General features: G+C 34.2%; 17 protein-coding genes. 10 read left to right on the top strand and 7 right to left on the bottom strand.

The genetic code is table 11. The features are described 5' to 3' along the window. Window positions 1-70: 70 nt before the first annotated feature. Complete coding sequence (locus VQL36_RS09820) at window positions 71-1,528, bottom strand: phosphatidylinositol-specific phospholipase C domain-containing protein (RefSeq protein WP_349249140.1); 1,458 nt, start codon at window positions 1,526-1,528, stop codon at window positions 71-73. Window positions 1,529-2,117: 589 nt separating this feature from the next. Here VQL36_RS09820 and VQL36_RS09815 point away from each other — a divergent pair. The 7 genes from VQL36_RS09815 (at window position 2,118) to VQL36_RS09785 (ending at window position 9,981) form a co-directional block, all read left to right on the top strand. After that, entirely contained in the window at window positions 2,118-2,981 is an 864-nt protein-coding gene (locus VQL36_RS09815) for a formyltransferase family protein (RefSeq protein ID WP_349249139.1), read from the top strand. Continuing rightward, window positions 2,968-3,963, top strand: coding sequence for a 2,3-diaminopropionate biosynthesis protein SbnA (sbnA, locus tag VQL36_RS09810; RefSeq protein WP_349249138.1), 996 nt, complete (start codon window positions 2,968-2,970; stop codon window positions 3,961-3,963). Before VQL36_RS09815 ends, sbnA begins: the two co-directional genes overlap by 14 nt. Before the next feature lie 17 nt (window positions 3,964-3,980). After that, window positions 3,981-5,009 (top strand): 2,3-diaminopropionate biosynthesis protein SbnB, encoded by a 1,029-nt coding sequence (sbnB, locus tag VQL36_RS09805; RefSeq protein ID WP_349249137.1) that lies wholly within the window; start codon window positions 3,981-3,983, stop codon window positions 5,007-5,009. Window positions 5,010-5,079: 70 nt separating this feature from the next. Further along, the gene (locus VQL36_RS09800; protein WP_413789500.1) at window positions 5,080-6,012 is read left to right on the top strand and encodes a DMT family transporter; all 933 of its coding nucleotides are present in this window, start codon (window positions 5,080-5,082) and stop codon (window positions 6,010-6,012) included. Between the two features lie 27 nt (window positions 6,013-6,039). Then, window positions 6,040-6,810, top strand: a complete 771-nt coding sequence (locus VQL36_RS09795) for a ParB N-terminal domain-containing protein (protein ID WP_349249136.1) — start codon at window positions 6,040-6,042, stop codon at window positions 6,808-6,810. A 158-nt stretch (window positions 6,811-6,968) separates the two neighbouring features. Beyond that, window positions 6,969-9,314: an immune inhibitor A domain-containing protein gene (locus tag VQL36_RS09790; RefSeq protein ID WP_349249135.1), complete on the top strand. Its 2,346-nt coding sequence runs from the start codon at window positions 6,969-6,971 to the stop codon at window positions 9,312-9,314. Between the two features lie 211 nt (window positions 9,315-9,525). Continuing rightward, entirely contained in the window at window positions 9,526-9,981 is a 456-nt protein-coding gene (locus VQL36_RS09785) for a hypothetical protein (protein WP_349249134.1), read from the top strand. 470 nt (window positions 9,982-10,451) lie between these two features. Here VQL36_RS09785 and VQL36_RS09780 read toward each other — a convergent pair whose 3' ends face one another. From VQL36_RS09780 to VQL36_RS09755, 6 genes are all read right to left on the bottom strand, one after another. Further along, window positions 10,452-10,682, bottom strand: coding sequence for a hypothetical protein (locus tag VQL36_RS09780; protein ID WP_349249133.1), 231 nt, complete (start codon window positions 10,680-10,682; stop codon window positions 10,452-10,454). Between the two features lie 3 nt (window positions 10,683-10,685). After that, window positions 10,686-12,119: an NCS1 family transporter gene (locus tag VQL36_RS09775; RefSeq protein WP_349249132.1), complete on the bottom strand. Its 1,434-nt coding sequence runs from the start codon at window positions 12,117-12,119 to the stop codon at window positions 10,686-10,688. A gap of 66 nt (window positions 12,120-12,185) precedes the next feature. Beyond that, a complete protein-coding gene (hydA, locus tag VQL36_RS09770; protein ID WP_349249131.1) occupies window positions 12,186-13,592 on the bottom strand; it encodes a dihydropyrimidinase in 1,407 nt (468 codons plus the stop codon). A gap of 85 nt (window positions 13,593-13,677) precedes the next feature. Then, entirely contained in the window at window positions 13,678-14,943 is a 1,266-nt protein-coding gene (preA, locus tag VQL36_RS09765) for an NAD-dependent dihydropyrimidine dehydrogenase subunit PreA (protein WP_349249130.1), read from the bottom strand. A 17-nt stretch (window positions 14,944-14,960) separates the two neighbouring features. Beyond that, the gene (locus VQL36_RS09760) at window positions 14,961-16,343 is read right to left on the bottom strand and encodes an NAD(P)-dependent oxidoreductase (RefSeq protein WP_349249129.1); all 1,383 of its coding nucleotides are present in this window, start codon (window positions 16,341-16,343) and stop codon (window positions 14,961-14,963) included. 30 nt (window positions 16,344-16,373) lie between these two features. Beyond that, window positions 16,374-17,264: a nitrilase-related carbon-nitrogen hydrolase gene (locus VQL36_RS09755; protein ID WP_349249128.1), complete on the bottom strand. Its 891-nt coding sequence runs from the start codon at window positions 17,262-17,264 to the stop codon at window positions 16,374-16,376. 371 nt (window positions 17,265-17,635) lie between these two features. Between VQL36_RS09755 and VQL36_RS09750 the strand changes: the two genes are divergently transcribed. From VQL36_RS09750 to VQL36_RS09740, 3 genes are all read left to right on the top strand, one after another. Further along, entirely contained in the window at window positions 17,636-18,451 is an 816-nt protein-coding gene (locus VQL36_RS09750; protein ID WP_349249127.1) for a class I SAM-dependent methyltransferase, read from the top strand. Between the two features lie 227 nt (window positions 18,452-18,678). Continuing rightward, on the top strand, window positions 18,679-19,404 hold the full coding sequence (locus tag VQL36_RS09745; protein ID WP_349249126.1) for a metallophosphoesterase family protein: 726 nt from the start codon (window positions 18,679-18,681) through the stop codon (window positions 19,402-19,404). Between the two features lie 34 nt (window positions 19,405-19,438). Continuing rightward, entirely contained in the window at window positions 19,439-19,687 is a 249-nt protein-coding gene (locus VQL36_RS09740) for a hypothetical protein (protein ID WP_349249125.1), read from the top strand. The last annotated feature ends 124 nt before the right edge of the window (window positions 19,688-19,811 follow it).

Below are 19,811 nucleotides of genomic sequence, written 5' to 3'. Positions count from 1 at the left end.
CTTTTAATATATTTCACTTTATTTCCTCAGATGGTATAAATGATACTGTACGGGTAAATAATTATAAAAATTATTTAACAGCATAAACTTTAACCGTGAATGAGTTTCCACCGGTGTTTGATGGATCTGCAATATATAATTTGTCATTCCTTATGATACCAGTGTATGAACCACTGCTTAATGAATTAAATATTATTGGATCAGTCCATATGGAAACATCCTCTTTCACTCTAAATCTAATTGCATCTGCATTGGAGTTATTAACAACTTCCCAATATAACTTTTCAGTACCCGAGGGAATGTTTACGGTAGAAAAGTTATGACTTGAACGGTGTTTCTGACCTGGTTGAGGTCCTCCATTTGATGTTACTGAAGCAATAAGAGTATGTTGTTCTACAGGTCCTTGATACTCACTTCCTTCGTTCATACTTCTAATGATATTAACGATATCAGTTTCATGAATCCAATCTAACATAATAATATTTAATGGTTCATTCGCCCAATCATTCAGTACCCATCTTGGAACTTCATTATTAGCGGATCTTGCTAATTCGTGTAATGAATGTACACCTATCGCTGAAAACGGATCTAAACCTCCTAACACAGCATCGATAATTAAATCATCACTAGGTGTTAGTACCCCTTGCAGTACAAAGAGCTTATTAGAGTTTGCTGATGCTATGCTCTGATCAAGCCTTTGTTTCAATACATTTACATCAGTAGTATTAGCCCAATCAGATTGAACATTTGATCTACGATCCCAAAGCCAACTACTAAAGTCATTAGCATAAATGCTTCTTATATCTATTGAATTAGTATAACGCTGATTATCACTACCATATAAAACGATGACTCTCTTATTTTCACTCCAAAGCTGATTAAGTGTAACATTCACTCCATATGAAGAAGGAATTAATAAGTCTCCAAAAGTATTTTGAAGTAATTGATTGAGATGATTGTAGCTAGTTTGCGTCATTTCATAAAAATGTTGAAAATCTAGAATTACTATTTCCTTTTCATTTTCATCCAAAAACCTTTTTGTATCAGCGATAATTTCACTCACTGACTCCCCATATAAACCGTGAAGAGTACGTAAATTAGTTTCTTGAATTTGATAGCTGTCAAAAACTGGCTGCCAAACATTGGGTGCAACACGCAAATCAAAATATCGAATCCCTTCATTTAACTGTTGTTCAATCGTTAAACCTTGAGTCTGTGACCAATCTGCAACAATTGATTTTCCTGCATGTGCAGCTGCATTTTGAAATAAATCTTTAAGATTCCAATAATCTGGCCCAGGGTCTCTAGGGTCATTTGCATCATCCATTGTAGATGTGCCTGCATCATGAGTACCTGGTAATATGACTTCTCTTAATGTGCGATTACCAAAATCAGGATTGTTAGAATTAACTTGTTCCATCCAATTCTCGTTACTAGCAGACATTACAAAACTACTGTTTGTCAAAACTAAAGGGAGTAATAGTGTAAAAATAATGATGAAATTCATTGATTTCTTGATCATTTTCATTTAAAATTTCCTCCTAAATAGTGTAGTTTATAAAACCACGTTAATCATAAATCAAACTCAGAAGTAATCATGCTAATAAACTTGCACCTCATAGTTTTTCAATAGGTTAAGCGCTTACATTGTTTTCGTTAAAAATGAATTGAGTTTTTGTGAAGGAACTTTCGCTATCATTTTCCAGTTGCATGATTTCTATATTTTTAGTTAGATACCACCCCATTTTCCATTCTATATTATATAATTTTCTACACTTTCATATCTAAAACCTCCTTAAACTATAAAAATTTAACTATATTATAATATTTTTACAATTTATTTCAATAGATACTGTATTTAATTGCAAATTTCAAATTGTTTAACGCAACAAAACTCAAATATATCAAAATAATTGAAAGAGATTAATCTTAAAAATAAATAATTTATCATAAAATTTTATATTTATGAAAAATAATCCCATTTTTTAGTAATATTACATGTAATTAATTAATTGGAAATCTATTGAAATATTTGGACTTATAAGTTAATATGATGTTAGTTTTGGTAATTATTTTAAATTATTGTAAAATTAAAACCATTTTTGGAGAGGAGTTGTATGAATATAGAGATGAATAGAGCATTCATTTTAATGACAGAATCTAGCTTTCACCCTTCATACTTGATTAATGAATGGATACAAACATTTCAAGATAAACCCGGTTATGAGGGGGTAATTATTAGAGGAGAAAGAAACGAACAACAACAAATTTTTCATGATTCATATTTAGGAATGAAGCATTTATCTGATGCTGCTAAAGAACAACTAATTAATGCTTATGGGGAAATTAGTGAATCTGAAATGGAAATGATACAACTTTATGGAATTCCTAATTACAATTCACGAAATAAATTTGTAAAAAATGTAGGTTTAGATATTAATGATATTCAAATAAAAGATTGGTTAATAAACCTTAGTAAAATTTATGATGAAATAAGAATTTTTATTTTTTTGGATACAATTCTTCATCCTTGGTGGATTGAATTAACTGATGGATTAATAATAAATGCTCATTCTGCTGTATTGCCTGTGGCTCGAGGAATGAATGCGATAGAAAATATGGCTTATTTGGGAGATTTAGAAAAATTTAAATCATCAGTCGGTGCCACTGTACACTACATTGATAACGGTATAGATACTGGTCCAATTATTAATGCAGTGAGAATTGAAAATTCTTTATCATATGATTCCTTACCTCAACTAAAAGCAATGTGTTACAGATTGGCTTTTGACTTATTAATAGAACAGGCAAGCAAAGCCCTTTTGTACCCTGGTAAAAAACAAATGGGTGTCAGTACAAGTAAAGATTATTTAGGTCCTGTTTTTATCCGAAAGGACTATTCTATTAAAAAATATGAACAAGCAAAAAGAAACTATCTTGATATGAAGAATAGTTTGGAGGTCTGCAATGATTTACAATAATGTATTAGATTTGATCGGAAATACGCCTATAGTAAAATTAAATAAAATTCTACCATCTTACATAAATAAAAATATTTTTGTGAAATTGGAAGGATATAATCCTGGTGGTAGTTCTAAAGATCGCGTAGCTAAAAATATAATAGAGATGGCGGAAAAGGAAGGTAAGTTAAAAGAAGGAGGTACTATCGTAGAATCTTCTTCAGGAAATTTAGCAATAGGTTTGTCTTTAGTCGCTAAACAAAAAGGATACAATATGATCTGTGTAATTGATCCTAAAATCAGTGACGTAAACCTAAGTTTAATAAAGGCATTAGGTGCTGAAACGATTATGGTTGAACAACCAGATGAAAGTGGTAATTATTTAAAGGCTCGTATTAAAATGGCACAACAGTTAGCAAGCTCCGTTCAAAGTGGATTTTGGCCAAACCAATATAACACCCCTTATAATCCTGGAGCATATTCCGAAACTTTAGCAAGAGAAGTATTTCAAGATTTTAAAGGGAAATTAGACTGGATTATTTGTTCTGTTGGAACAGCAGGACTTGTTACTGGATTATCAAGAGGACTCAAGAAATTAATTCCCACTATAAAAACACTTGCTGTAGATGCAAAAGGATCTGTCATTTTCGGCACCCCTCCTAAGGTTCGACATATTATTGGTATGGGAAATGCCATTGTTCCAGGCAATCTGGATCTTTCTCTCTATGATAAAATTACACATGTTGGGGATGCAGAGGCTTTTCGAACAACCAGAGATTTGGCTGTAAAAGAAGGATTAGTAGTAGGAGGTTCATCAGGAGCTACTGTATATGCTGCATTAGAGTTAGCTAAAGAAATTTCTGAAGAAAGTAATATTTTAGCTGTCTTGCCTGATCGTGGGGATAGATATTACAACACTTTATTTTCAAATGAATGGTTAGATGATAGAAAAATTGATATTCAAGTTGATAGAAAAAATGATGGAATAGTATTTTATACCTAAATTAGGGGGAGAGCTAAATGTTAACTAATGTTTTAAATCCAGAAATTTTATATTTAAACAAAAGCAATATTATTGAAGCAGGTGGAGATAGCTCCGAGATGTATGTTAACTCCATTCGACAAGCTTTGATTTTACATGCTAACAATAAAATAGTGCAACCACTTAAACCTTATTTAAGAGCCAATCAGGAAAAAGGACATATAGCAGATAGAATTATTGCTATGCCCGGACATCTATCAGGTGAAGAAGTACAAATTTCAGGCATTAAATGGGTAGGAAGCAAAAATGATAATCCAATTAAAAGAGGACTGGAAAGAGCAAGTGCTGTTATCATCCTTAATGATCCAGATACCAATTATCCAATTGCAGTAATGGAAGGAAGCTTAATAAGTGGAATGAGAACGGCAGCAGTATCTGTTATAGGTGCAATACATTTAGCAAAACCTGAATTTAACCAAATAAGTTGTATCGGTTGTGGAATTATAGCTGATTTCCATTTGAAATCTTTTATTGAACAGTTCTCACACATACAGGTCATTAATTTGTATGATGTTAATCAAGAAAATGCAAATGCCCTAAAAGATAAATTGATGAAATATAACAGCAAAATCAAAGTTAATGTGCTTAGTGACTTAGAAGATACCATTCGGGCAGGAGAAGTCATATTAACATGTACGGTTTCAGATAAACCCTATATTCCATTTGAATGGATATCACCAGGTACATTCATATGCAACGTATCCATCATGGATTTTGAAAAAGATGTTTTTCTCAAAGCAAATAAAGTGATTGTTGATGACTGGGATCAAGCAAATAGAGAGAAAAAAGTGATTAATCAACTTGTCCTAGAAGGAAAATTCTCAAGGGAAATGCTGCATGCAGAATTAGGAGAAATCGTAGCAGGAAAAGTTTCAGGCAGAGAAAATGATGAAGAAATTATCATATTAAATCCAATGGGAATGGCAATTGAAGATGTGTATTGTGCCTATACTATTTATGATAGAGCCCTAAAATTGGAAATAGGTAGAAAACTGAGTTTATATTAAACACAACATAGATTATTACCTTAAGTGAATAAAGAGAAGATCCGACGTTCTTGGTATAGGAGGTAGTATTTTGACAAATGGAAACAGAATAAAAGGACTTATCATGGTAACATGTGGAGCATCTCTATGGGGATTATCAGGTACAGTAGCTCAACACCTCTTTCAAAATGATAATATATCTATGCCTTGGTTAGTCACTACTAGATTACTTATTTCAGGAATTTTACTCATACTAATTGCAAGCCTAGGCAGCAATAGACGTAATGTTTGGTCAGTTTGGAAAGATTCAAAACTAGTCTTTAAATTAATTCTATTTGGTTTATTTGGTATGTTAGGTGTTCAATTTACTTATTTTGCTTCTATAAACGAAGGAAATGCCGCAGTAGCAACATTATTACAATACTTAGCTCCAGTTTTTATCATCCTATTTTTTGTTTTTTATAAAAAAGTGCTTCCAAGGTGGTTAGACTGGATTGGTGTATCCCTTGCTTTAATCGGTACATTTTTATTATTAACCAACGGTAATATTGAAGAACTTACGGTTTCAACACCAGCAATTGTATGGGGGATTTTATCTGGAGTAACTCTTGCTTTTTATACTCTATACTCTGGTTCATTAATTAAAGAACTTGGATCAACCATCGTTGTAGGCTGGGGAATGATTATCGGAGGAATCTGCATGAACTTCTTCGTCCATCCCATATGGGATACAAATGTAACGAGTTGGATCAGTCTCACAACAGTCTACATTGCATTTGTAGTTATATTTGGAACACTTATTGCATTTTATATGTATTTAGAAAGTCTAAAATATATTTCACCAACAGAGACAAGTCTATTAGGTTGTTCAGAACCTATTGCTGCCGTTATATCTTCCGTTGTCTGGCTTAATATTGCATTCGAAACCTTTCAAATTATAGGGGCATTATCAATTCTACTAATGATCGTGCTCATTTCACTGAAAAAGGAAAATAATAATCAAACTCAAAGCTTCAGTATCTAGTTAAATTAATAAAAAGGAGTTCTTTTGATGTCAAAAATAGAATCCTCTTTAAAACTCATTCATCCAACTGATATACTTTTTCATGAAAAACATGAAGGTGCACGACTGTCTTCTACAAAACAACGAATTTTAGAAGATGGATTTCTACGCAATCCAATCTCAGTCATGGAATTAGATGAGAAAAAGTATCTATTATTAGATGGATTGCACAGAGTACTTACTTTGAAGGAATTAGGCTGTAATTGGATTCCTGCTCAAATCGTAAGTGAAAGTGAAATATCACTGCAAAGTTGGAATCATTTGCTTCAAAAAGATGAATGGTTAGATCAAATTAAGGAAAATAGTGAACTAATTTTCACTAAAAATAGTAAAAACAAAACTATTTTAGGCAAAATAAATTATCCAAACAACACTAATGAAGAAATATGTATTCATGAAAGTCCAGGTAATGACTTCAAACTAATTTCTTCATGGAACGATCTAGTGAATGCTTATAATAAAGATTATAACGTAAAGAGAATTCACAATGATCAACATATTACGCCAAATCATAACGAAGTATTTTTACAATACCCAACTGTTAATATGTGTTTAATTAAAAAAGTTGTTTTAAAAGGTTTAACATTACCGTCAGGCGTAACAAGATTCATAATCCAAGGAAGAATATTGAATTTGAAAGTACCTTTAACTCTGCTTAAAAGTATAAACTATGATCATAATAAATGGTTTGAATCAATAAATGCTTGGAAAGACTCACTTAGGCATTATAAAGAAGAGGTTTACTTAGTAGAGCATTAATCATTAATAGAATATAACCCTCACCTATATAGGTGGGGGTTATTGGTATATTAACTTAAAAATAACCTTTTCATCTATTAAAATGAAAAATTTCCTGTATGAACCATTTATTTTTTGTTATATTTATATTGTAAGAAAATCACATTTAAGGAGGAATTATGTTGAAAAAGAACAAAATTATTTCTATCGCTATTGCTCTATCACTTGGTGCTAGTATTTTCAGCACCCCTTTCAGCACCCCAAATAAGACAGAAGCTAAGAATTCATCATTAACTCATTCACAAGGAGCTCCATTTGATTTGGCTGTTGCAAATGATGATAGGTTAGTAGAAATGCTAAAGAATAATGGCTCTATATCACCCAATGCATCTGTTCAAGAAGCCCAGTCAGCTTTAAAATCTTATTTGCAAAAGAAATCGTCAAGCTTTACAAATGAAAAAGGTGAATTGCACGACCATGAAGTTAAAAGGAATACTACTTTGAAGGACAAGCTTAATAATAATGGATTATATAATGGTAATGGAAACAAACTTGGACAAGCTGAGGGTTTAGAAGCTCTTGAACTTGAAGATTACAGCGGAAATCAACGTAAAGATAATATCCTTGTTTTATTAATAGAGTATCCTGATTTCCCTCATAACTCTATTGTACCTGAAAACACAGATATGTATTATGAGGACTATACAAAAGAGCATTATGATGAGATGATTTTTGGAGATAATGGATACATTGGACCAAATGGAGAAACTCTGCTTTCAGTTAAGCAATTTTATGAACAACAATCAGGTGGAAGCTATACAATTGATGGTGAAGTAGCTGGCTGGTATATGGCTGCTAATCCTGCTGCGTACTATGGTAGAGCTAGTGCAGATGCACGGAAATTAGTGAAGGAAGCACTTATGGCTGTAGCTATGGATCCTACTGTAGACTTATCTGCATTTGACCAAGAGGATCGATATGATTTAGATAGCGACGGAAATTATCGTGAGCCAGATGGGTTGATTGACCACTTAATGGTAGTTCACTCTAGTGTAGGTGAAGAAGCTGGTGGTGGAGCATTAGGAGAAGATGCGATTTGGTCACATCGCTGGAATTTAGGTAATGTAACCACTCTTCCTGGTACAGTTTCAGATGTTCCTTATTGGAATGGACAGCTAGCCGCATACGACTACACAATTGAGCCAGCCGATGGAGCAGCAGGTGTTTTTGCTCATGAATACGGACACGATTTAGGACTTCCAGATGAGTACGACACTCAATACACTGGTGAAGGTGAACCAGTCAGCTATTGGTCCGTCATGTCAAGTGGAAGCTGGGCTGGACAAATTCCGGGTACTGAGCCAACAGGTTTTAGTCCATGGGCGAAAGAATTTTTACATGCTTCTATGGGTGGAAATTGGTTAACTGGATCGACTGTTCATATTGAGGACATAGATAGTAATGGTTTGGAAGGATTGTTAGATCAAGCGAATTCAAAAGGAACAAATAACGATGCTATACGTATTGAGCTACCAGCGAAAGAGGTATTTATTAATAAGCCTTATAGTGGAGAATATGAATATTATAGTGGAAAAGGTGATGAGTTAGATCACTCTATGTCTCTTTCACTTGACTTAGTAAACGCAACTAATTCAACCTTACAGTTTAAAACATGGTATGAAATTGAGGAAAATTGGGATTATGCCTCTGTTCAAGTGAGTATAGAAGGCTCAGATCATTGGGTTGCAATACCTGGTAATATCACAACTGATTATGATCCTTATGATCAGAACCCTGGCCACGGAATTACAGGTCATAGTGAGGGATGGATTGACGCTTCCTTCGATTTATCAACTTTTGTAGGCCAAAACATTGATGTTAGATTCAACTATTGGACAGATGTTGCGGCTATTGAAACAGGTATTTTCATAGACGACATAGAAATTACAGTCGATGGTGTGTCGAGACTATTTGACGATGTTGAAGGTAACCCGTTATTAACTTTAGATGGATTTACAAAACATGAAGGGATACTTTATGCAGATCATTATTATTTACTTGAGTGGAGAAATCATGAAGGTGTAGATGAAGGCTTAGCACATATTCGTCGTGGAAACAGCTTAATGGCATTTGATCCAGGTCTTGTTATCTGGTATGTAGACAGTACACAGGATAATAACTGGACAGGCTTGCATCCTGGAGAAGGCTTTTTAGGTGTTGTAGATGCAAACCAGCATACTGTTAAATGGAGTGATCAATCCGTTGCATCTACTCGCTATCAAATACATGATGCAGCATTTAGTTTAAATAAATCAGAAAAACTATTCCTAGATTATGAAGATCTTCTAGGAATTACTTTACAAGATAATTTTACACAACAATTTCCATTATTTGATGATAGCCAATCATATCTAAATCCTGGACTTGTAGACGCAGGGCGTAACATCCCTACTTATGGATTAAAAATACGTGTAATTGGTGAAAGTCCTGATGGTACAGTTGGTAAAATATTAATTTATCGCTAATAAACGAAAAAATCCTCTTCCACTTTTTGTGTAAGAGGATTTTTCTTGTTTTTTAACAAATCACCTTAAACAGAATAATTATCTCGTTATATAAAGCTTACAGGATAACGGCAAAAGCACAAATTTTGCAATATAGTCCACACGTCCAGTCAAATCATCGTCTTAACCCATACAATATCCCATCCTATAAATTAATAAGGAGTTGTTTAAGATGGGAAATTTTATTAAATCGATTTGTGACTGTTGCGTATGTCCAATGCAGTGTGTTTTGGAACAATTGACAGGACAACAAATAAGTAGAGTGGATACGCCTGTGAGTACTCAAAATAATGTTTTATTAAATAATGTAGAAGATTTTATTGCATTTACGGATGAAGGAAATTATGCAATATGTAATATTAGTGGTCTTGTATTAACTAGTGGTAATCCAGCTGATTTAAATCTAAAACCTAAAGTGAAGAATGTTGGTGAATGTGCCTGCTGTGAAGATCCAATTACAGCACTTTTCAAAGTAGGGCAAGTCGTTGATATTGAATATAACAGTCCTTTAGGATCTACAGGTTTTGGTACAGTTGATAATGTTGGTGAAGGAATTGTTATAATGACGATTCCAGAGGGAACTTTTATTATATCTACTTGTAAAATAACGAATGTACTTTTTCAATGATAATCTCTTACCGAGATGGAAAAACTTTAAGCAGAGAGTGAACTCGTTTAAGCAAAGCTTAAACATCGTCAGATGGAGACTGAAAGTGTAAAGATTTTTGTGTATAAATCTTCTCAGTATCTTCTTATTGTACTTTAAATCTCAAAACTGTTTTCAAATTTTCTGCTTTCGTTTTTCTAAAATCAGAGAGATATATTTCTCGATGTTTCATTGACATTCTTTAATTTGAAATAATCTGTCCGATTGCATAATCATCACCACCTTTTAATATTATATCTCATTAATATGACACCTAAATGTCTAGTTCTAATTTGTATTAGAATTATATTCTTATATTTTATTTTTCAATAGAAATAGGACAGATATAAGCTAGCTTTAATAACAGCTTTTTATCTATCCTTTTTATGGAATTTAAATACTTCAATTTGACTTATGATTCTATTTCTTTTATTTATGTTTTTTTACTGCATTTAATCTTTCTTCTCCTGAATAATTAACGTTGAAAAATACTTCCTTGCATCTGCATTTGTAACAAGCAATGTTTTTTTATTTTGGAACTTGTTGATTTCACAGCTATCTTCTAATTCAAACTCAACAAATGAACCACTCAAATTCTCACGAACATTTTTTATTTTGTATCCTCTTTGAAGTAACGTGTCTATTTTTTCTTTTTCAACTTGATACTGTTTATAAGAAGACATCAGTTATACATCCCCCTTAATTTTCCAATCCCTTCCAACTGTAATGCCTAAATACTTCGCATCACTAGGGTCCTCAATTTCACTTTGTTTGTATTTATCAAACCACCAATATTTTGCTAGGAAGTAATAACAAGCCCCACCTACTATAAAACCTACGACAAAGGAATAGGTAGATAATAAGTACGCCATTCCTCCCCCGATAATCCAAGAAATGAAACCAGCCAAATTAAAACCGTTCAAATATTTAAATTGCCCATCATCTTTATATAATTCATGTACATTCACTCTTCTTTTCCGAAGAACATAATAATCTACAAATAAGATGCCTACGATAGCAGATAAGATACCTCCTACAATCAGTAATGCTGGAATTATGATTTGGAATAAATACCAAGGTTGAACGATAGAACCGATAATTCCTGCTGCAACTACCCCAGCCCAAAAAGGAATCTTTGGCCCCCCCATATTAGAAAAAATGGTTGCGGCAGGTATTAAGTTTGCTGAAACATTGGTTGACCATTGTGCAAGCACGATCATAAGTAAAAGGACGCCTAATATAATACCACTTGCAGCTTCTTGAAGTGCGACAACTGGATCATAATTTTTTACAGCAATATAGGAAACCCCACCGATGATGATCATAAAGGTTTGGGTTGCAGTGAGTGCAAAGATATTTCCAACTAATGAGGATTTGTTACGTTTGAACCAATTCCGTTCATTTTTTGGTGCTTTAATAAAACGTGAAATAGATGGCATATCAGCAGCTAAAGTCGCCCAGAATCCCATATTACTCATAATAACAACAATAAATGCCGTAAAAGCTGCACCACCAGTCACAGGATTTTCAATCCATACCCATACCTCTCTTCCTTCTGCTAGTGCTTTATCAGATAATGTAGAGTACATCCATGCAGAAATAATAATGATGATAGGAGCTGCTAAGTCAGCAAATCTCTCAACAGCTTTTATACCAAGTGAGGTGTTAATGACCTGAACCGTTCCAAATATGAGAAAACATACAAACCAATTATCAAACCCAAATAATACGAATAATATGCCGTTCATTGCTGTAGAACCAAAATAAGTATTAATCCCAAACCAACAAGAAGCAGCAAATCCACGTATAAGTGATGGAATGTGCGTACCAACTGTTCCAAAAGGAGCTCTCATATATACTGGGAAAGATAGTCCATGTTCAATTCCGATATCGCCTATAATGGTCATAAATGCTCCAATCGCTACTGTTCCAATGGCAGTTGCAAGTACAACCCATCCAAGTGATAAACTCTGGACACCCGTACCTCCAATAGCAAAAGCGGCTAAAACTACTGCCATGCCTACCCAAATGAAAGCAAATCCAGCACTTCCTATTGTTTTTTTATGATGAGGAATGGGAAGTAGATCTTTAGACTTTAAGTGACTTTCTTTATTTTCCATTCACCAACACTCCCTTTCTAATCGTGAGCAAACACCACTATTAAGTGTAATACATGTTCAAAAAGTTCAGCTTTCAGTAACCACATTTTTTAATTCACCATACTTTGCACGTTTCAAGTATTTTCCTGAACCAAGTTTACCGACAAATTGTTTGTTTTTAATGACAAACTCTCCCCTCGACATAACAGTTATAGGTTCTCCGGTAATCTCCATCCCCTCAAAAGCATTATAATCCACAGCCATATGATGCGTTTCTGCTGAGATAACCCGTTCTACATGAGGGTCAAAAATAACTATATCTGCATCTGAACCTACAGCTATTGTTCCTTTTAGTGGGAATAAACCAAATAACTTTGCATTTCTAGTAGACATAATATCAACGAACTGATTCAATGTGATTCTGTCTTTATTCACACCTTCTGAAAATAAAATACTTACTCTATCTTCAATCGTGGGTCCTCCGTTTGGAATCTTTGTAAAATTCCCTTTTCCTAGATCCTTTTGACCTTTAAAATCAAAAGAACACTGATCTGACCCTAACGTTTGCAGTTGACCATTTTTCAAAGCACTCCATAATGCTTCTTGATGATGTTTCTCTCTTAAAGGAGGCGACCAAACATATTTTGCTCCTTCAAAATCCGGTTTTTCTAGATCCGAGATATCCAATGCCAAATATTGAGGACACGTTTCACCCCAAACATCAATCCCCTTATTGCGAGCTTCTGTAATCTTCTCTACTGCTTCTGCGCAAGAAACGTGAACGACATATAACTGAGAGTTTGCCAAACCAGTTAATTGAGCAGCTCTACCTGTCGCTTCACCCTCAACTTCTGGAGGTCGAGTTAATGCATGATAAACTGGATCTGTATGACCTTCTGCAAGTGCCTTCTTCGTTAAATAATCAATGACATCCCCGTTTTCTGCATGAACCATGACAAGAGCACCTAATTCTTTTGCAGTAACCAAAGTGCGAAACAAAGTCTCATCATCCGCTTGCAGAACATTCTTATAGGCCATAAATACTTTAAAAGAAGTAATTCCTTCCTCTTCTATCACTGTAGGTAACTCATTTAAAACATTTTCATTGATCTCACCAATCATTAAATGGAAACTATAGTCAATCACTGCTTTATCTTTTGATTTATCATGCCATGTTTGGATTGCATTTGCGATGGGTTCACCTTTATTCGTCAAACAAAAATCTATCACCGTAGTAGTACCACCGAAAGCTGCGGCAATCGTTCCTGTCTCAAAATCATCTCGACTAACTGTTCCTCCAAATGGCATTTCTAAATGTGTATGAGGATCTATCCCTCCAGGAAATACATAGTTGCCTGTAGCATCTATTTCCTCTGCCCCGTCTACTTCAATTTGGCTACCTATCATACATATTTTCCCGTTCTCTATTAAAATATCTGCTTGATAAGTATCTGTGGCTGTAACAATCGTTCCATTTTTTATTACTTTTTTCATTGATGTTCCTCCTCACTTATTTTCATATTTAATATAAAGAAAATTCTGTTGAAATCTGCTAATATCAATGTTGCAATCATAATATTTACTTTCCTAATGTCCCGATCACTGCTTGACGTTCATTCCAAGTCATCGATTTATGTTCATTTTCAAGCTCTACCATACTGATTGCACCTTCCTCAGGGCATACTATCGAACAAAGGTTACAACCTACACAATCCTCTTCACGCACTTCCAAATATTTGTCCCCTCCAGAACTCTCTAACATTTCAATACATTGATGAGATGTATCTTCACAAGCAATATAGCATTTATTACAATTGATACATACATCCTTGTTAATTCTAGCTACAACTTTATAATTTAGATCAAGATTACCCCAATCCGAGTAATTAGGAACTGATTTTCCTATGATATCAGTTACAGAAGTAATTCCCTTACGATCTAAATAGTTTGAGAGTCCATCAATCATGTCTTCAACAATGCTAAAACCGTGATGCATAACTGCTGTGCATACTTGTACTCCAGTGGCTCCCATTAACATAAATTCAGTCGCATCTTTCCAATTGGAAATTCCTCCTATACCAGAAATCGGAATACCTACCCTTTCATCTCTAGCACATTCAGCAACCATATTTAAGGCAATAGGTTTTACTGCAGGTCCACAGTAGCCTCCATGAGCACCTTTTCCACCTACATGTGGGATCGTATTCCATGTATCTAAATCAACACCAATTAGACTGTTAATAGTATTGATTAAGCTTATTGCATCAGCCCCACCTTGGGCAGCAGCCTCTGCAATTGCTTTAATATCTGTAATGTTTGGTGTTAGTTTTACAATCACGGGTGTCTGTGCAACTTCCTTTACCCAGTATGTTTGTTTTTCCAGGAGCTCGGGAACTTGACCAGATGCCGATCCCATTCCACGTTCCGCCATACCATGAGGACAGCCAAAATTCAGCTCCAATCCGTCCACACCTATGTCTTCAACTCGTTTCACAATTTCATGCCACTTTTCCTGTTTTGGTTCCACCATAATGGACACAACAATAGCATGATCTGGATAAAGTTTCTTTGTTTCATAAATCTCTTTCAAATTTTCTTCTAACGGTCTATCTGTGATTAGTTCAATGTTATTGAATCCTGCCACTCTTTGACTATTAAAATGAACCGCCGCAAACCTAGAAGAGACATTAAGAATTGGATCACCCAACGTTTTCCACACCGCACCACCCCAACCTGCTTCAAATGCTCTCTGTACTTGATAACCAGAGTTTGTAGGAGGAGCAGATGCCAACCAAAAAGGATTCGGTGACTTAATACCTGCTAAATTCATTTTTAAATCAGCCACGTTTCATAACCTCCTCTTCATTTGTTTGATTCTACTTCTACTGTTTCTCTAGTAAATTGTTGATGAATGGCATATGCTACTTCTTTACCCTGTTGAGCAGCTGTCACTACCATCGCTTCGCCTTGACCTTTTGCAAAAATAACATCACCACACGCAAATACTTTAGGATTAGAAGTAAGAAATGAATCTGTATTTATTTTTACAACACCATCATGATGACCAAGCCCAAAATCATCTATTAATTCTGTATACCTTAATTGACCAATGGCCTTAATGACTGCATCTACTTCTAAAATGAATGTTGAATCTTGGATTGGTTTTGGTTTTCTTCTACCATCATGTTCTGGTTCACCTAGTTCCATTTTTATACACTCAATGCCTCTGACGTTGCCATTCTCATCTCCAATAATCCTTTGTGGTGCTGTTAACCATCTGAATTCAACCCCATCTTGTTTAGCAAATTCATATTCAAAATCATAGGCCGTCATTTCATCCATAGTTCTTCTATATAAAATTTTTACGTTTTCTGCACCAAGCCGAACAGAACAAGTCGCTCCATCAATAGCCGTATTCCCTGCACCAATCACAACTACTTTTTTACCTATCATCGTTTTAGGAACTGAACCTGATTTAGTACCTTTGACCAACTCAATTGCATCATAGACTCCGTTTAAGCCTTCTCCTTCAATTCCCAGTTCAGGAACATGTGACATTCCAATAGATAATAAAATTCGATCAAAGCTTTCTAATAATTCATTCACTTGAATATCTTTGCCAACTCTAGTGTTTGTTCTAATTTCAACACCTAATTTTTTCACTTGTTCAACTTCCCAGTCGGAAATACGCTGTGGTAGTCGAAAAGAAACAATACCATACTTATTCAGACCTCCCGCATGCTCTTCCGCTTCAAACATCGTCACTCTATAACCCATTCGTGCCAATTCTCGTGCTGCTGAAAGTCCTGCTGGACCAGCCCCTACTATTGCTATTTTTTTATCCTTATGTTTGTCTGTCTCAAACAATATTTGTTCGTTTTTCATAGCCCAATCGGTTGCAAATCGCTGCAATAATCCAATCATAATTGGCTTTGTTGAATGATTTAATACACAGGCTCCCTCACAAAGCTCTGATGTTGGACAAACTCTAGCACAACTAGCTCCAATTGGATTTGCATCCATAATTGTTTTTGCAGATCCTCGCAGATTCTCACTTGCAATTTTTTTAATAAACTTAGGAATATCAATACTTGTAGGACAGGCTGTAATACAAGGGGCATCATAACAGTATAGACATCGATTTGCTTCTTCCAAAGCTTCTCGATTCGTTAATCCTAATTGCACTTCTTGAAAGTTTTGATCTAAATCATCAAGAGATATATTCGTAGATTTTGAATAACCCAATAACGAAACCTCCTCTGCATTTTATTTAATTTAAGGTAATAAAGATGCCATTTCTCCATAAGTTTCAGGTCTACGATCTCTATAAAACTGCCACGTATCTCTAACTTCTCGAATCATCTTTTTATCCATTTCACCTATAATGATCTCATCAGAATCTCGCGTCCCAATTGCCACAAATTCTCCCCTAGGATTGGCTAAATAAGATTGACCATAAAATTCCCCCATATTCCAAGGAGCTTCATATCCAACACGATTTATCGCTCCAACATAATATCCGTTTGCAACAGCATGTGCTGGCTGCTCAAGTTTCCAAAGATATTCTGACAATCCAGCAACTGTTGCTGATGGATTAAATATAATTTCAGCTCCATTTAACCCTAACAATCTAGCACCTTCTGGAAAATGTCGATCATAACAAATGTAAACCCCAATTTTTGCAAAAGCCGTGTCAAATACCGGATAACCTAAATTCCCTGGTTTAAAATAAAATTTCTCCCAGAAACCGCAACCTTCATTTCCAACACCAACATGAGGAATATGCTGCTTACGATATTTACCTAAATAAGATCCATCTGCATCAATGACTGCTGCAGTGTTGTAATAAGTTGCAATACCTTCTCTTTCATAAATAGGTAACACAATGACAACTTCTAATTCTTGGGCTAACTCTTGAAATAATCTAGTAGTTGGACCATTTGGAATTTCTTCAGCAGAATCATACCATTTCGAGTTTTGCTCAGCACAGAAATAGGGCCCATAAAAAATTTCTTGTAAGCAAATGATTTGTGCTCCTTTTTCTTTGGCTTCTCTGACTAATTTGAGATGTTTTTCGATTGACTTTTCCTTATGTAATTCAATCTTTTCATTTCCATGAATTTCATGTTTAGATTGAATTAAACCGATCTGAACCTTATCACTCATTTAAAAACCCTCCTTATTCTTGCTTGGACTAGCTTATTACTATTAGTTTATGTTTTATATTAAAAATAGAACTTTTAAATTATAAAGAAAGCGGTTATAAAATAAGTTTTCCTCTATTTTTCTTGTATCACTACAGTAGATGAATGAAAAAATTGTTAGTAGTTCAAACTTATGGATATTTTATTTTAATAACATAGATTGTTCATAATACTAACTGTCATATGTTCTAGACTAATCTTTACTCAGAGTGTAAAATAACACGGTTACATCTTTTTGCTGGATTCGAGTATAAAATAATTGTTGAGTAGCAATACAAGTTAATAACAAATGATAATTATTTAGATAAACATCTATGAATGAGGTTGAAAACAATGCAAAGTTTTAAGAACAAACAAAAAAATGAACAAAAAATTTCAATGAAATTGAATGAAGAAATTTGGAATAAGGAAACTTACAACGCTTGGGTACAGCGATTTGGAGAACCTAGAGAAGCAGTTAAGAAGATCAGAAAAGCTCCATCAAAGAACCTCTCCGTTCTTTACGATAAATTTGGTGATGTAAAAGGGAAAAAGATCATGAATCTGATGGGCTCCAATGGAAGTAAAGCAATAGCGTTAGCATTATTAGGGGCAGATGTGACGGTAGTTGATTTTTCTGAAGGGAATCAACGTTATGCTAAGGAATTAGCACACGAAGCAGAAGTAAAACTAGAATATATTTTGAGTGATGTCCTTTCCTTATCTCAAGAGCATCTAACTGCTGATTATGACATCGTTTTTGCAGAAATGGGGATCTTACATTATTTTATTGATTTAAATCCTTTTTTTGCTATCGCCTACAAGCTACTAGGGAATCAAGGACGATTTATCATTAGAGATTTTCATCCAGTTACAACGAAACTAATCACTTCTAGAGGTTCTACATCCAAAATCCGTAAACATAAAGTTACGGGAGATTACTTTAATACTTCAATAGAGGAAAAAGAAGTATCCTTTATCAAATTTCTAGATCAAGAAAAAGAACCTAGGAAAGTATTACATCGTAATTGGAATCTTGGAGAAATTGTTACTGCAATTGCCAAAGCAGGATTAGTCATTCAAAGCTTAGACGAAGAACCAAACCTATCTAGTGAGGTTTTTGACAAAGGAATTCCCAAAACTTTTACTTTAGTTGCAGAAAAAACGTAAAGATAATAAGTATGGACATATTAATTTTTTCATAAAAGCTTGGAGATTTTTATCTGAAAAAATCTCCTTTTTTTAAATGATACTCCCCTCTTCAAATTGCTTTTTTGTATTTCTCATCCCTCAATTGAACTACAATCGCTTCATCCGCACTGACATCTTGGATGGAAGATATTGTACTCAATTTACAAAAAGGATTACATATATTATTCTAGACATTAGGTGATGAAATGAAAAGAATACTAGCCATAAGTGACATCCATGGATGTTATGATGAATTCAATAAACTACTAACTCTTGCGAAATTTGAGCCTCAAAAGGATAAATTAATTCTATTAGGTGATTATTGCGATCGAGGGGAACATTCAAAAGAAGTAATTGAAATGGTTATGCAGCTAAATAAAGAAAACAGTGTGATTTGTCTTAAAGGAAATCATGATCAAATGTTTTTAGATTGGTTATTGTTAGATGATCCAAAAAAATTCGCACATTATTTCCGCAATGGAGGCGAATATACTGTATACAGTTATTGTGGTTTAGAATGGTTCGAATTAGGTCACACACATGAAGAGGCAAAGCAATTTATACTAGAAAATTATTCTGAACATATAAAATTTCTATCCTCTTTACCTCTTCATTATGAAACAGAATCTCATATTTTTGTGCATGCAGGGATAAGTCCTGAAAGTGAGAATCATAACTGGAAAGATCATCCGATGGAAACTTTCATATGGATAAGAGATGAGTTTATTAAGAGTCCATTAAAACTAGATAAAACAGTCGTTTTTGGACATACTCCATTAGCAGACATCCATGAATGTGATGAAATCTGGTTTGGGGATGGTAAGATCGGGATTGATGGTAGCTGTTGTTATGGTTCACAACTGAATTGTTTGGAGATAAATGATGACGGCTATAAGACGTATTCCGTGTTGAAACAAACGTTAAATTTCTAAATAACATGCGAAAAATATGATTTAGGTGGAAAAAATGCTGATTTGGTTCGTTCTATTAAGTTATGAAAATAAACTTCGATACAACCTCTTACTTACTGGACATACTCATGGAGGTCAAATTCGTTTTTTCCATAAAACGTTTGGAGCATATAAGCATTTTCATGTAGGAATGAAAAAAATAACTCCCCAATCATTTTTTTATATAAATCGAGGTTTAGGCACTGTAAAACTTCCGATTAGAGTAAATTGTTCTCCTGAAATCTCTGTCATGCGTTTGGAGTGATGTGAGACATATATTTCCATTTTATGACATTGATTTAACAAAATTTTATTTTTACTATTTATTTATATAACATATGCAAGTTATTTTGCTACTGCTAATTATTCTGTATGGAATTGAAATACAA

Origin of the sequence: Chengkuizengella sp. SCS-71B (assembly GCF_040100845.1) — a bacterium.
Classification (GTDB): Bacteria; Bacillota; Bacilli; order Paenibacillales; family KCTC-33759; genus Chengkuizengella.
Note: the sequence above shows the minus strand (reverse complement) of the source record. Positions and strands in the feature narration are given on the sequence as shown.

Excerpts from the sequence above, each read along its gene's own strand:
- VQL36_RS09740 (WP_349249125.1), top strand. The coding sequence starts at position 19,439 with ATGCTGATTTGGTTCGTTCTATTAAGTTATGAAAATAAACTTCGATAC.
- VQL36_RS09745 (WP_349249126.1), top strand. The coding sequence starts at position 18,679 with ATGAAAAGAATACTAGCCATAAGTGACATCCATGGATGTTATGATGAA.
- VQL36_RS09750 (WP_349249127.1), top strand. The coding sequence starts at position 17,636 with ATGCAAAGTTTTAAGAACAAACAAAAAAATGAACAAAAAATTTCAATG.
- sbnA (WP_349249138.1), top strand. The coding sequence starts at position 2,968 with ATGATTTACAATAATGTATTAGATTTGATCGGAAATACGCCTATAGTA.
- VQL36_RS09775 (WP_349249132.1), bottom strand. The coding sequence starts at position 12,119 with ATGGAAAATAAAGAAAGTCACTTAAAGTCTAAAGATCTACTTCCCATT.
- VQL36_RS09755 (WP_349249128.1), bottom strand. The coding sequence starts at position 17,264 with ATGAGTGATAAGGTTCAGATCGGTTTAATTCAATCTAAACATGAAATT.
- hydA (WP_349249131.1), bottom strand. The coding sequence starts at position 13,592 with ATGAAAAAAGTAATAAAAAATGGAACGATTGTTACAGCCACAGATACT.
- VQL36_RS09790 (WP_349249135.1), top strand. The coding sequence starts at position 6,969 with ATGTTGAAAAAGAACAAAATTATTTCTATCGCTATTGCTCTATCACTT.
- VQL36_RS09780 (WP_349249133.1), bottom strand. The coding sequence starts at position 10,682 with ATGTCTTCTTATAAACAGTATCAAGTTGAAAAAGAAAAAATAGACACG.
- VQL36_RS09795 (WP_349249136.1), top strand. The coding sequence starts at position 6,040 with ATGTCAAAAATAGAATCCTCTTTAAAACTCATTCATCCAACTGATATA.
- VQL36_RS09820 (WP_349249140.1), bottom strand. The coding sequence starts at position 1,528 with ATGAAAATGATCAAGAAATCAATGAATTTCATCATTATTTTTACACTA.
- VQL36_RS09785 (WP_349249134.1), top strand. The coding sequence starts at position 9,526 with ATGGGAAATTTTATTAAATCGATTTGTGACTGTTGCGTATGTCCAATG.
- VQL36_RS09815 (WP_349249139.1), top strand. The coding sequence starts at position 2,118 with ATGAATATAGAGATGAATAGAGCATTCATTTTAATGACAGAATCTAGC.
- sbnB (WP_349249137.1), top strand. The coding sequence starts at position 3,981 with ATGTTAACTAATGTTTTAAATCCAGAAATTTTATATTTAAACAAAAGC.